This window comes from Sphingobium sp. DEHP117 (assembly GCF_030867385.1).
In the GTDB taxonomy this organism is placed as follows: Bacteria; Pseudomonadota; Alphaproteobacteria; order Sphingomonadales; family Sphingomonadaceae; genus Sphingobium.
This window is the reverse complement of sequence record NZ_JAPFBJ010000002.1, coordinates 207,887-220,000: the sequence shown is the minus strand read 5'-3', so window position 1 is coordinate 220,000 and position 12,114 is coordinate 207,887. Positions and strand designations below refer to the sequence as shown.

General features: G+C 57.2%; 11 protein-coding genes, 1 tRNA gene and 2 rRNA genes (1 of these 14 running past the window's edge). 8 read left to right on the top strand and 6 right to left on the bottom strand.

Going from position 1 to position 12,114, the window contains the following annotated elements; genetic code table 11:
• From OOT33_RS08110 to OOT33_RS08100, 3 genes are all read left to right on the top strand, one after another.
• Positions 1 to 803 (top strand): 23S ribosomal RNA (locus OOT33_RS08110) (it extends 1,988 nt beyond the left edge of the window).
• A gap of 139 nt (positions 804 to 942) precedes the next feature.
• A 5S ribosomal RNA gene (rrf, locus tag OOT33_RS08105) occupies positions 943 to 1,057 on the top strand.
• Between the two features lie 121 nt (positions 1,058 to 1,178).
• A tRNA-Met gene (locus OOT33_RS08100) sits at positions 1,179 to 1,255 on the top strand.
• A 155-nt stretch (positions 1,256 to 1,410) separates the two neighbouring features.
• Here OOT33_RS08100 and OOT33_RS08095 read toward each other — a convergent pair.
• The 4 genes from OOT33_RS08095 to OOT33_RS08080 form a co-directional block, all read right to left on the bottom strand.
• Positions 1,411 to 1,965, bottom strand: a complete 555-nt coding sequence (locus OOT33_RS08095; RefSeq protein WP_307749511.1) for a 2'-5' RNA ligase family protein — start codon at positions 1,963 to 1,965, stop codon at positions 1,411 to 1,413.
• On the bottom strand, positions 1,962 to 2,492 hold the full coding sequence (locus OOT33_RS08090) for a redoxin family protein (protein WP_307749510.1): 531 nt from the start codon (positions 2,490 to 2,492) through the stop codon (positions 1,962 to 1,964). The genes OOT33_RS08095 and OOT33_RS08090 overlap by 4 nt, the downstream gene beginning before the upstream one ends.
• A 129-nt stretch (positions 2,493 to 2,621) precedes the next feature.
• Positions 2,622 to 3,185 (bottom strand): MmcB family DNA repair protein, encoded by a 564-nt coding sequence (locus tag OOT33_RS08085; RefSeq protein WP_307749509.1) that lies wholly within the window; start codon positions 3,183 to 3,185, stop codon positions 2,622 to 2,624.
• Between the two features lie 164 nt (positions 3,186 to 3,349).
• Entirely contained in the window at positions 3,350 to 4,609 is a 1,260-nt protein-coding gene (locus OOT33_RS08080) for a cytochrome P450 (protein WP_307749507.1), read from the bottom strand.
• 318 nt (positions 4,610 to 4,927) lie between these two features.
• Here OOT33_RS08080 and OOT33_RS08075 point away from each other — a divergent pair, with 318 nt between their 5' ends.
• From OOT33_RS08075 to OOT33_RS08060, 4 genes are all read left to right on the top strand, one after another.
• On the top strand, positions 4,928 to 6,148 hold the full coding sequence (locus tag OOT33_RS08075; RefSeq protein ID WP_307749506.1) for a cytochrome P450: 1,221 nt from the start codon (positions 4,928 to 4,930) through the stop codon (positions 6,146 to 6,148).
• Between the two features lie 30 nt (positions 6,149 to 6,178).
• The gene (locus tag OOT33_RS08070; RefSeq protein ID WP_307749505.1) at positions 6,179 to 6,655 is read left to right on the top strand and encodes a nuclear transport factor 2 family protein; all 477 of its coding nucleotides are present in this window, start codon (positions 6,179 to 6,181) and stop codon (positions 6,653 to 6,655) included.
• A gap of 381 nt (positions 6,656 to 7,036) precedes the next feature.
• A complete protein-coding gene (locus OOT33_RS08065; RefSeq protein WP_307749503.1) occupies positions 7,037 to 9,610 on the top strand; it encodes a TonB-dependent receptor domain-containing protein in 2,574 nt (857 codons plus the stop codon).
• A gap of 63 nt (positions 9,611 to 9,673) precedes the next feature.
• Positions 9,674 to 9,988: a Rieske 2Fe-2S domain-containing protein gene (locus tag OOT33_RS08060; RefSeq protein ID WP_307749502.1), complete on the top strand. Its 315-nt coding sequence runs from the start codon at positions 9,674 to 9,676 to the stop codon at positions 9,986 to 9,988.
• Between the two features lie 266 nt (positions 9,989 to 10,254).
• On the opposite strand, the gene OOT33_RS08055 is transcribed toward OOT33_RS08060, so the two are convergent.
• Both OOT33_RS08055 and OOT33_RS08050 read right to left on the bottom strand, forming a co-directional pair.
• On the bottom strand, positions 10,255 to 10,731 hold the full coding sequence (locus OOT33_RS08055) for a VOC family protein (RefSeq protein WP_307749501.1): 477 nt from the start codon (positions 10,729 to 10,731) through the stop codon (positions 10,255 to 10,257).
• Between the two features lie 31 nt (positions 10,732 to 10,762).
• The gene (locus tag OOT33_RS08050) at positions 10,763 to 11,224 is read right to left on the bottom strand and encodes a VOC family protein (RefSeq protein ID WP_307749500.1); all 462 of its coding nucleotides are present in this window, start codon (positions 11,222 to 11,224) and stop codon (positions 10,763 to 10,765) included.
• Between the two features lie 272 nt (positions 11,225 to 11,496).
• Between OOT33_RS08050 and OOT33_RS08045 the strand changes: the two genes are divergently transcribed.
• Entirely contained in the window at positions 11,497 to 11,922 is a 426-nt protein-coding gene (locus OOT33_RS08045; RefSeq protein ID WP_307749499.1) for a nuclear transport factor 2 family protein, read from the top strand.
• The last annotated feature ends 192 nt before the right edge of the window (positions 11,923 to 12,114 follow it).

Below are 12,114 nucleotides of genomic sequence, written 5' to 3'. Positions count from 1 at the left end.
CAGCTTCAGAGTGGCATTAGGAAAGAATTGTGTAGCATAGGTGGGAGGCTTTGAAGCCGGGACGCCAGTTCCGGTGGAGCCATAGGTGAAATACCACCCTGTTGTTTTCTGATGTCTAACCTCGCACCGTTATCCGGTGCAGGGACCCTCTGTGGCGGGTAGTTTGACTGGGGCGGTCGCCTCCTAAAGAGTAACGGAGGCGCGCGATGGTGGGCTCAGGACGGTTGGAAACCGTCTGTTAGAGTGCAATGGCATAAGCCCGCCTGACTGCGAGACTGACAAGTCGAGCAGAGACGAAAGTCGGTCATAGTGATCCGGTGGTCCCTCGTGGAAGGGCCATCGCTCAACGGATAAAAGGTACGCCGGGGATAACAGGCTGATGATTCCCAAGAGCTCATATCGACGGAATCGTTTGGCACCTCGATGTCGGCTCATCACATCCTGGGGCTGGAGCAGGTCCCAAGGGTTTGGCTGTTCGCCAATTAAAGTGGTACGTGAGCTGGGTTCAGAACGTCGCGAGACAGTTTGGTCCCTATCTGCCGTGGGCGTCGAAATTTGAGAGGAGTTGACCCTAGTACGAGAGGACCGGGTTGAACATACCTCTGGTGTACCTGTCGTGGCGCCAGCCGCGCAGCAGGGTAGCTATGTATGGACGGGATAACCGCTGAAAGCATCTAAGCGGGAAGCCTCCCTCAAGATAAGATTTCATCGAGCCGTGGAAGACCACCACGTTGATAGGCCGGATGTGGAAGTGCGGTAACGCATGAAGCTAACCGGTCCTAATAGCTCTTTTCGCGCTTGATTGTCCCACCATCAATGACAGCACAGGCTGCTGGCATAGTGGTTCGGATGATTGTTCGCAGCCCGATATGGTTTTGTATTACTTCAGTAAAAGTGCATCGATTAAAAACCCGATTTTCCGCTTATGCGCCGGCTTCATTGCTTGGTGACCATAGCGTCAGTGACCCACCCGATCCCATCCCGAACTCGACCGTGAAACCTGACCGCGCCGATGGTACTATTGCTCAAGCACTGGAAGAGTAGGTCGTCGCCAGGCATTGAAGCCGGCGCATGAGTAGATAATCTGGTAAAACCCATTCACAAATTTCAAAGGCGGCCAATGGGCCGCTTTTTTTGTCTGGCGATCAGGCGGGCTTTGCCTGTCGCCAGCTGGTTGACGCGGGATGGAGCAGCCCGGTAGCTCGTCAGGCTCATAACCTGAAGGTCGCAGGTTCAAATCCTGCTCCCGCAACCAACCCCATTCAGATACATGCACGGCGTATCTCGCTTCGGCGACGATATTGTTCAGGCCAAAAGGGCTTGGACTCACCCCACTCTGTTATTCTTCGTGCGGCATCGCTCAACGCCTGTATCAGGCTGCCGAATGGCCGGCCAAGCCGAGTGTGGGGCTCAAACCACCGCCGATGCTCGGCCTCGAAATCTCCACGCGCCGACTGCCTGCCATGGCCCGCCACGATAAATATGTAGCGCCAAGCCGGTGAATGCAAAGTTGCGCTGTTTGACCTGCGGACCCAACTCCGTTTGCAACTGTTGCGCTGCCTCACGCGTAACCTTGTTCTGAATGGTGATATGCAGTCGCGGCTTATGCCGATCCTGAGCGGTCAGCGCGCCATGGAAATGGTCGGCGATCCGCTGCCGAAGAGCCGTCATGCCTTCGCTCGTCAGCTTGATCGCTGTTCCGCCGCCAAGATTTATCAGCCCACTCACTCGTGCGGGCGGAGGTGCATGTTCGGCGGCCAGCCTTTGCAGCAAGTCCCGTAGCTCTCCCTCCAAAGAGGGAGGGAGCGCATGAAACAGCGTGACGTGCGCAGAGCAGATATTACGCTCTGACGGAAAATGGGTCTGGCGCAATGCATTGGCCCAGGCAAATACATCCGGAGGCATCTCCGCAGTGACGATGAAGGGGCTGGCCGGTCCGCTAATGTGACCAACCTTGCCGCTCATCCGCGCAGGACGGAGAGGATATGCGCGGGCGCCGTCTCACCATAAGGGTCGTCGTCGCGCCCCTCATCGTTGATGCCCGGCTCCTCGAACCAGTGCGTGATAGCGTTATCCTCCGCCACCAGTGCATAGCGCCATGAGCGCATGCCGAAGCCCAGATGATCCTTGTTGATCAGCATTCCCATACGTCGCGTGAAATGCCCCGAGCCGTCTGGCAGCAGGCGCACCTTGTTAAGCCCAAGCTTGCGGCCCCACTGATACATCACAAAGGCATCGTTGACCGCGAGACAATAGACCTCGTCAAACCCCTCGTTGAGAAAATCATCGTGGAGCAGCTCGAACGCTGGGCACTGTTCGTTGGAACAGGTGGGAGTGAAGGCGCCAGGCAGAGAAAAAAGGACGATCTTCTTGCCGGCAAATTCATCGCGCACGCGCAGATCCTGCCATCGAAACGGATTGTCGCCGCCTATTGATTCGTCGCGGACGCGAGTCTTCAACGTGACGTCCGGGATTTGCTGGGGGTGGGGCATGGTGTTTTCCTTGAGCTGGCAGCACAAGCGTAACCGATCGCCCGCCTGCCGGTTCCACGCGACGATCGCGGGGAGTGATTATCCGTCGGTTGAAGATATACCATAGTCTGGGAAGGCAGACCCCCGTTTTCAGGTGACGATATTCCCCGTCAGCGCGGCGGGGATATCGAGCGCCAGCGCCGGATCTGCCAATGTGAGCAATCGGCGCATGGAATGGCGCGCGATGCGCAGGGTTTCGACCTTGCGTCGGCTGGCGGCGAGCGCATGAAGCGCGGCAGGTCGTGCTATCTCTGCATCATAGGCATCCGCAACGATGAGCCCGCACCGCTCCGGCAGAAAGCGTTCCTGATACAGCTCCTGGCAATGCAGCTCCGATGGGACCGCCCAGTAAAATCGGTCGCAATAGTCGAGATATTCTGTCCACTTGGTATCGCCCATCAGATCGCCACGCGCGCACTTGATCTCGACGATGATGACATCGCCCTTCTTCGACAGCCCCATCAGATCTACCCGGCGGCCATTGCGCAGCGGCACTTCCGGCACCGCAAAGATATCGTGACGATGAAGCATGCGGCACACACCACGGCTGAAGGCCCGCGCGCCCTGTAGGATCGGCTCCGTCCCCGGCGTACCTTCCTCGCTCTGCTTGATCACGAACGCCTTCTGCGCGTCCGCAAAATTCGATGTCTTCATGCCATGCCTTTTGCCCAGCCAAGGATATATGAGGCCGGAAACTCTAACTCAAAACGATCCAGTTTTCACATAGCAGAGCGACGATGAGGAAACCAATTAAGCGATGATTGCAACCGACGTGGGGGTCGCACTTCGCGCGTCCGAACTTCCGGAAGGTTATTGCCTCAGGCCTTGTCCCACTCGATATGTAATTCCTGCAGCCCGTGAAGCAGATAGGTGGGCTCATATGCATAACGCCGCGCGTGGGGCGGTCCGTGATGTTCCTCAGAGATCCTGATCTGCCTGGTTTTTCCGAGGAAATGTTCCATTGCCACGCGGGCTTCCATCCGGGCGAGGGGCGCGCCGATGCAGCCGTGGGCTCCTTTACTGAAAGCGAGGCCGTCGCGTACATTACGCCGGTGATAGTCGAACGTGTCCGGATCGTCGAAGTGTCGCGGATCGCGATTGGCGCCGATGGTACCAATCGAGATGATCGATCCCTTCGGAACGGTGACGCCGCCCACTTCCACGTCGCGCAAAGCCAGGCGCGATAACACCTTAACCGGAGGTTCGAAACGCAGGACTTCCTCGATGAAATCGGGAATGCGTTCCGGCTCGGAGCGCAGTCTTTCCTGAATTTCCGGATGGTCGCCAAGAATGCGGAAAGCAAAGCCGAGGAGCTGCGCCGAGGTGTCCTGTCCGGCCCCAAACAAAAAGCACGCCAAGCGGGCCTTGACTGCCAATCCGGGGTCGGTGCCGTCTTTGAACGTGGCCTGCGCCAGATCGGTAAGCATGTCGTCCTGCGGCACGCGCAGGCGTTCTTCCATGTAGTCGTGAAAACGACCGTGCAGATGGATGATCGGATCGGGCCCCATTTTGAGTTCCGTGTCGCCGCCGAGTTGCGTCGGGTCCGGACCCAGTGCGTCGAGCAGCCATTGCCGATCCTGCTCAGGCACGCCGAGCAGATCGGCGATGACGAGCGTCGAAACCGCGTGACCGAAATCTTCGGTAACCTCGCATCGACCCCTGTCGATCAGCCCCTCCACCAACTGCTCGACCAAGCCTTCCACATATTCTTCATTTGCCTTGAGGCGCTTGTACGTGAGCAGCTTGCTGAGCATCGCGCGCTGCGCGGCGTGCTCTGCCCCGTCCTGCGTGGCCAGATGATCAGTCCAAGACATTTGGTGGCGATGGGCGGCGATCTGGACGCGAATATCACCTTCCGGCGTGAACGGCAGCGGCGGGATGGGACCGGTTACCGAAATGGCGTTCGAGAAGGCGTCTGCATGCTCTGTGAAAACCTGGATGGCCTCCGCCATGCCCGTGATCATGTATACCCCATGATATTTCTCGCGCACCACGGGGCACTCGGCTCGCTTTGCCGCAAAGTAGCCGGGAAGATCCTCGGTCACACGGATATCCGTGAAAAAATCGAGCTCCTCCATGCCCGCTATACTGGCAGTTTCCTGGTTCGGCACGCTCGTCCCTCCGCGTAGATTAATATTGTTCTACAATAATAATCTACAAGAACAAGAGCTCGTGACGCGCGAGGGCTGGCAGCTGTCTGGGCGGTGCGTGTGAACAAGCCGCCAAAAATCGATTTCCCGCATTTGAATGGCGCGTCAGCTCTGAGAGAGTTTGTCTCAACTGATCAAACGGTAATACCGGAAAGCAAAGAACCTTGGTTGCTTGAGCGCTATTCCGCAACATGGACCGTTGCAACCTTGCGAAGGTAGGAAAAGAGCTGTCATCAAGAGGGATAGATGGGATCAGATGCTACAAGAGCGCTGGCCGAACGCCCAGCGCACGTGCCTGCCAATCTGGTGCAGGATTTCGATTTCTGGACGATCGCAAACGGAGTCGATGATCTCCACGCCGCCTATTCGGCTGTCCAGAAAAACGCGCTGGACATTTTCTGGACGCCCCGCAACGGGGGGCACTGGGTGGCGACCCGCGCAGACGATATTCGCAGGATGCAGCTTGATTACAAGCTTTTCTCTCACAAGGAAGTCAGGCTCCCTCCAGTCGGACCGGAACAGCCGCTGCTGATTCCTGTCGAACTCGATCCTCCGGAACACACGCCTTATCGCAGGATATTGACGCAATATCTGACGCCTCGGGCTATCGCCGCGATGGAAGACAGCGTTCGCAAGGTTACAGTCGAGACCATCGAGCAACTGGTGCCCAACGGCGGTTGTGAGTTCATGAGCGCATTCTCGCAGATCATACCGATCGTGGTATTCTTTTCGCTGGTCGATGTGCCCGTAAGCGAAAAGGACGAACTGCTGGCCCTTGCGGATGCCGGGTTGCATGGCGAGACGGCGGAGGCGCAGTGGGAAGCGCAGCTCAGAATGTTCGAGTATCTCGGTCGCTGGGTCCGGAAGCGGCGTGAGCATCCCGGCAAAGACTTGCTGAGCATGATGGTCAATCTGGAAATCGATGACGAGCTGATCGAAGAGGCCGAGGCGGTCTCGTTCGCCGCGCTCGTTTTTTTCGGGGGGCTCGATACGGTCGCCGCCATGATGGGGTTTATTGCGCTGTTCCTGGCGGAGCACCCGCAACACCGCCGCCAGCTGGCAGAAAGGCTGGATGACAAGGCCTTTCTAAAGCGCGCGGTCGAAGAGTTCATTCGCCGCCATGGATTGGCCAACACCGGCCGTGTGATCACGCAGGACTTAGAATATAACGGCATCCAGTTTAAGGCAGGGGATCACATTCTACCGGCAAATGTGTTCGCCGGGCTGGACGAACGGCGAAACCCCGATCCCTTGGCGGTCGACTTTGACCGCGTGAACGGCGTCCACGCTGCGTTTGGCAATGGCCCCCATGCGTGCCCCGGTGCTGCGCTCGCCAGGCGAGAGCTGATCATATTTCTCGAGGAATGGCTTTCGCGCATACCCGAGTTTTCTCTCAAACCGGGCACCTGGCCGACGATGGTATCTGGTTCGGTCAACGGTCTGCAGTCACTGGAGCTCGTTTGGTAGCCCTCAACTTCTTATTGAAGGTGGTCGATAATGGATGCTCTTACCAGGCTGGTGGCAATCGAAGAAATCAGGCAACTGAAATCACGCTATTTTCGGACCATGGACACGCATGATTTGGAAGGGATGGCGGAGGTATTCTGCAAGGACGCAGTACTGGACGTCAGAAATGTGTTCCGTTACGTTCCCTTGGGCGGGGATCCGGTCGGGCCCACCGGGCCGGTAATCCACGGGCGCGACAACATCATGGATTGGCTGGGGCAAAGCCTGCCGGTCACCTCCTCGGCGCATCACGGCCATGGCCATGAGATCACAATCGTGAGTGAAACCGAGGCGCACGGTGTGATCGCGATGGAAGATGTGGTCCGCAGGCCCGATTGCAAGAGCCCGGTACTGCATGGCTACGGCCATTATTACGAGCGATATGCATTCGAAGATGGCGCCTGGCGCATCGCTGAATCAAGGCTCGAACGATTGCTGATTGATCTGCACACCGACGAATTCAACTGACCAACGGCGCGGTGCAATCCTTCTGTACTGTTGTGTGCTGCCGGTTTCTTGAAGACTATTTGTGGTTGGGGACCGTGCTGGCAGGGTTGTTGCGATGCACGTCGGCCAGCCTTCGCGAAGCCGGGCTAAAGGATAGATAAACTCGTTATATTTGGGGCTCGATACAGGCGCTCTACCCGGCCCGCGAGGGCTTGGCCGCGTGGCTCCTTGAGGTCAACTTACTGCTCCAACACGCCAAGATCGCTGAATTGTCTACTGGTAGCGATCAGCCATACTGCCGGTGTCTCATTTGGGGATGGGGCAGTTCTGGAACGGCCATCGCTATAAACAATTGGGCCGTCCGTTCTTATCGAGTGGCAACGATCATAAGGGGAGGGGACTATGAAATCCGTAACATTGAGGCCGGGCTGGAGTGACCTCGCTGGTCACATGACGCTCATCCAGAGCAGTCGTGTTGCTATCGCTGCCGCTTGTGTTTCGTTCGCATTCGGAGGCCTTTCCGCGCCCGCTGCGGCTCAAGGCGCGGCCGCAGAGGGCCAGCCGGAGTATCAGGGCGAAATTCTCGTTACAGCCCGCAAGCGGCAGGAATCGATCCTCAAGGTGCCGGTGGTCGTTTCTGCCGTCTCCGGTGAGCAACTGGCAAAGACGCAGGTATCGACCATCACCGATCTGCCGCGCCTGGTCCCCGGCTTGGTCATAGGTGGCAGCATTCTTTCAATCGGGCCGCAGACCACGATCCGCGGCATCGGTACATCGTCATTTGATACCGGCGCCGACCAATCGGTCTCCCTTAACGTCGACGGCATGTCCTTCAACAATGGCCTTGCCTTCGGCAGCGCCATGTTCGACGTCGCCCAGGTCGAAGTGCTCAAGGGACCGCAGGCCCTGTTCTACGGCAAAAGCAGCACGGGTGGCGTGATCTCGATCAGGACCGCCGACCCCGGTGACAAGCTGGAGATCATCGCGCGCGGAGGTTACGAGTTCGTCGCGCGCGAGAAGCGCGGTGAACTGGTCGTTTCGACGCCTCTCACCGAAACGCTGGGAATTCGTCTTGCGGGCATGTATTCGGATGCGGAAGGCTATTTCCGGAACGAAGCCACGCCCAATCCGATCACTGGTGCACGCGCACCCGACCATCGGCGCAATCCCCAGCCTCGCAGCATGGTCCTGCGCGGAACAATGCTTTTCAAGCCGGGCAATGGCTTTACCGCGCGCCTCAAGCTGAACCATGTGTGGGACAAGGCTGAAAATGCCGAGGTGAAGCAAGTCGCTGCCTGCTATCATCCGAATCTGTCATTTCCGTTTGGCAGCGGCATCCCGGGAACGGGAATTCCGCCTGCGCCCAATTTCCTGACTCCGATCGATCCTGTGACCTTCGGCACGCCGAGCGATTGTAAGTTCGACCGCAAGACCAATCAGGTCTATGCAATTCCGAGTTTCTTTCCGGGAATACCCAATGGCGGCACGCCGTATTTGCGGAACCGCCAGGACTTCGCGATCCTGGACCTCGGCTATGATTTCGGAAGTGGGCTGTCACTGTCTTCGACCACGGGTTATTACAAGATCAATTCAAACTCCCTCACCCTTCCCTTCGCCTCGGAGACAAACCAAGGCTCCGTGGCCGTATTTAACCGACTGCATCGCCAGGAATTCACTCAGGAATTGCGGCTGGAAAGCGATTACAGCGGTCCGTTCAACTTCACTCTGGGCGGCTTTTACGAGGATGGCAAGGTTAAGCTGGAAGCGCATCAATACCGTAACATCGCCTATGGCTTCCTGTCGCCGGCGATTGTGGGCGCTGACATTCTGAACGATCATCGCCAGACGACGGTAGACATTCGTACCGCTTCCGTTTTCGGCCAGCTTCGGTACAAGATATTCGACCAGCTTGAGGTTGCCGGAGGTCTTCGGTTCAGCGATGAAGTCCGTCGCGAGCGTATATATGATTTCGTTACAGGCCTTGATCTGACGCCTTTCATAGCACGTCCGAAGCTCCATGCGAAAACCTACTCGCCGGAAATCACGCTCACCTACACGCCGACGGACGATCTCACCTTGTTCGCCTCCTGGAAAAAGGGATATAAATCGGGCTCGTTCGATATTTCCGTGCCGAAGGATCCTCGTTTGATCAACGGCAATACCGAAAACGACAATTCCTACGATGACGAGCGGGTTCAAGGGTTCGAGGGCGGCGTGAAGGCGCGGATGTTCGACCGTCAACTGCTGGCGAATCTGGCGTTCTACAGATATCGCTACCGTGGTCTCCAGCTCAGTGCGATCCGCCAGCAGAACCCCAACGGCCAGATTCCGATCGTCACCTCGAATGCGGGTCAGGCGACCAGCTATGGCGCGGACTTCGACATGGCTTATCGTCCGGCTGCGGTGCCGGGCCTGAGCCTGAATGCGGCTATCATCTGGAACAAGGGCAAGTACGACCAGCTTGAGAGCATTGGCTGCTATGATGGCCAGACGATTGCCCAGGGATGTAATCTGGCGTTTGCCAACGGTCGGTTCACGCAGCAAAATCTCAACGGCACGCCGATGGTCCGTGCTCCAGAGTGGAGCGGAAACTTCGGCTTCAGCTATGAAATGCCGGTGGGGTCGGGAATGAAGGTGACGTTGTCGAACAACAACCAGTTCTCATCCAAATATGTCGTCATCCCCGCTGTTGGGCGGCCGAACAACGACCAGTATCAGAAAGGCTATTTCCGCACCGATGCTACCCTTGCTCTCAGCAGCGAGAATGACCGTTGGGAGATAGCTTTGATCGGCCGAAATCTGACGGACAAGCTCGTCGCCTCGAACTGCGCGGCATCGAACGTCTCGGGCGGATATATTCTTGGCGTCTCGGGGTCCGGCACAGCGGCGGGCGGAAATTTAACGCCTATCGAAAAGCTGTGCTTCCCTGACGGGCCGGGCCGCTCAGTATGGGTGCGCTTGACCTTCAAGCATTGACGTAGGCATGATCTCCGGGGTGTGCTCGAGCGCCCCGGAAATCACAAATGGGATTCCGAAACATTGACCGCTAAGACATTCGTTACGGTTGCAACCATCGATCAGGTTCCGGCCGGATCAAAGAAGGTTGTGGAAGTCGCAGGTACCGAAATCGTCTTGTGCCATTCGAAGGACCGCATATTCGCCGTGCGCAATCTGTGTAGCCACGCGTCGGAGAAGCTGGATGGTGGTCAGATGAAGGCGGGCTGGATCGCATGCCCCGTTCATGGCGCGCGCTTTCGACTGGAGACGGGCGAAGCGATGAACCCGCCGGCGGTACGCCCGATCGAAACCTATGAAGTCTTGATCGACGGGGATGAGATTCAGGTCGCCGTGTGACCGCCATCGAGGGAAAGCGGGGCGACGGCGCCAGCGCACTGGCTTGATGCACAAACATCGACAACGCGATGGGGCGCCCCTTTTTTGGTCAGGGGCGTGTTGCGTGCCGATGAAACAAGGAAAGCGACAGGGATCAGCGCGGCTACGGTCCGGCGGCCGCAGGAGCGCCGGGTATCGTGCGAGTGGTTGAGATTTTCGCCGTGAACTGGAAGAGGCGATGCGCCTCGCGGGTTGCCGCAGCATAGCCGAGATCGACAACAGTCTCGTCAGGTATCGCGGTGCGGGGGCAGCCCTTCTGGAGGAAAAACCTCGAGAGGAAGCGAAGAAAGCTCCGTGAAATGGCCCAAAGTATCGCGTGTATCGAAATAATGATACTCGCCGCCATACATTTCCCCGGACATGGCCACCGGCCAGCGGCGACGCGCCTCCCGCAAGGCAACCCGCAGCTCGGATAAATCCGAGTAATGGCGGCTTATATGGTGCAGCCTGAGTCCGTAGCCCGTGTCAGGCAGGACGCAGCGGTAGACCCGGGCATCTCCATCCACCGGCTCGATAAGTTCGAACTGCGCCCCGCCCGCGAAGCCGAAGCCGATATTGAGGCGGATAGGACCGAACGCGGGAAATGACACTTCGATTCCTCGAAGATCAGCGACAGCCTTGAGACCGTGCTGCTCTATCATTTCCTGCTTCGCTCGGTCGAAATCGTTGGTCACGTAACCGAACTGGTAGAAGTTTAGGTCCACCATTGTTGCTCCCTAAAAGCGCAAACAGAGGCTATCCCAGAGCGCCCGGAGGAAATGCGTGCTCCGGCAACATTGATAGCTCGAAATAATATCCGCGTTCGGCGCGTGAATCGAAATAGTTGTAGCATCCCCCTGCCATTTGGCCATGCACCACCAAGTCCCACCGCTTGCTTGCCTGGTCGAGCGCGGCCTCAAGGTCGCGGGCGTTTGAAAAGTTTCTGCCCACGTGATGGAGGACGAGGCTGTATTCCGGATCACGCAGTACGTTGCGATACAGCCCGTCATTGCCGCCTACGGTTTCGATCAGCTCAAACTGGGCGCCCGCCTTCCACCCAAAAGCAACGTGCATCCAGATCTCGCCGACTTCCACAAAGGGTACGGCGATATTCGCGATCACAACCATGGGTTTCAAGCCATGCGTGATTTCGATCTCTGACTTTGCCTTTTCGATGTCGTTGGTAACGTAGCCGAACTGGTAAAAATCAAGATTCATCAGCTGATGCTCCGTCGCTCGGCTTGCCGGATTCTCGTACTGGGCTGCGCCCATTTCGCGGCGAATACCCTGCGAAAGTTAGCGGCATCGGATTTCATGTATTTGCCGGATGGATCGAACTTATGATCGATAGGGACATCGCCACGAAAGAGGAGGCAGTCGCACGGCGCATGTAGGTTTGGTCAAGTTCGTGTCCTGATGTGCAAAGACGGTCGTCGTCAGGCCTAATAGTGGTCTATACTCTCAAATTACTGGAGGAGGCCTGGTGGGCTATGTCCGATAAAAGCGATATCCAAGAATTGCTGAACACCTACACTATCCATGGATCAAGGGGCGATTGGGATACAGCGCTATCGACGTTCACCGCGAATGGCGTCTGGGCAATCCCCGCATTCGATGTGTCGGCGAGCGGCGTCGAGACAATCGCCAGCGTGATCGGCAATTTCGTAAGCGCGATGGATTTTATCGCCCAAATCAATTCACCTGCCTTGATCGAGATAGACGGGGACAAGGCTACAGCGAAGTCCATGATCCGCGAGTGCGGCAAACACAAGGGTCGAGAAGAAGCGATGGAAATCGTCGGCATCTATCATGATGATCTTGTGCGAACTGCTGATGGCTGGCGGTTCACGCATCGTAGTTTCGAGGTAATTTCAATGCATGACTATCCGATTACTATGGCACGGGCAAATTCATAGCACGTCAGAAAAATGCGTTCGTAACATCGACTAGGGGCTGTGGGGATTCAGTTCAGATGGAGCCGAAAAGGGGGATTTTCGAGCATCGGAGCGCAGCGTACTTAAAGGTACGTGAGCACCGAAGCGCAGAAAATAGCGCTTTGCAGGCCTATATGAATTGAATCCCCACAGCCCCTAATGCGTCACCCATGA